Here is a 283-nt window from a genome sequence, read left to right on the forward strand (position 1 = left end):
GAGCAGAGAGCCGTCATTCTCACGACGCCCCGAATTGCCGACAGATGGTTGCTGCAAATTCAGCGAGCCGCCGCTGTAATTGTAATCAAGCGTTGGCACGTTACCGCCACCCATGCCGCCCGGAAGCTGCAACATATTGAAGGATGGAAGCTGAAGCGCTGATTGAAGCGGTTCGGTCACCTTGTTCCATTGCTCTTGAGCATAGGAGCAAATCTGTTGCTCGGCATTGGAAAGCGCCGATTTGAAAAGCTGGCTGAGATCCGGCACCTGAATTGCAAAGTCG

1 protein-coding gene is annotated in these 283 nt (G+C 53.7%); it reads right to left on the minus strand.

Features of this window, described 5'->3' with window-relative positions; translation table 11 throughout:
* On the minus strand, positions 1-283 hold a 283-nt coding region (locus HBA93_RS20720; protein WP_221724527.1), incomplete at both ends, for a hypothetical protein.

The sequence above is a fragment of the Ochrobactrum sp. SFR4 genome, from assembly GCF_019730395.1.
GTDB lineage: Bacteria > Pseudomonadota > Alphaproteobacteria > Rhizobiales > Rhizobiaceae > Pseudochrobactrum.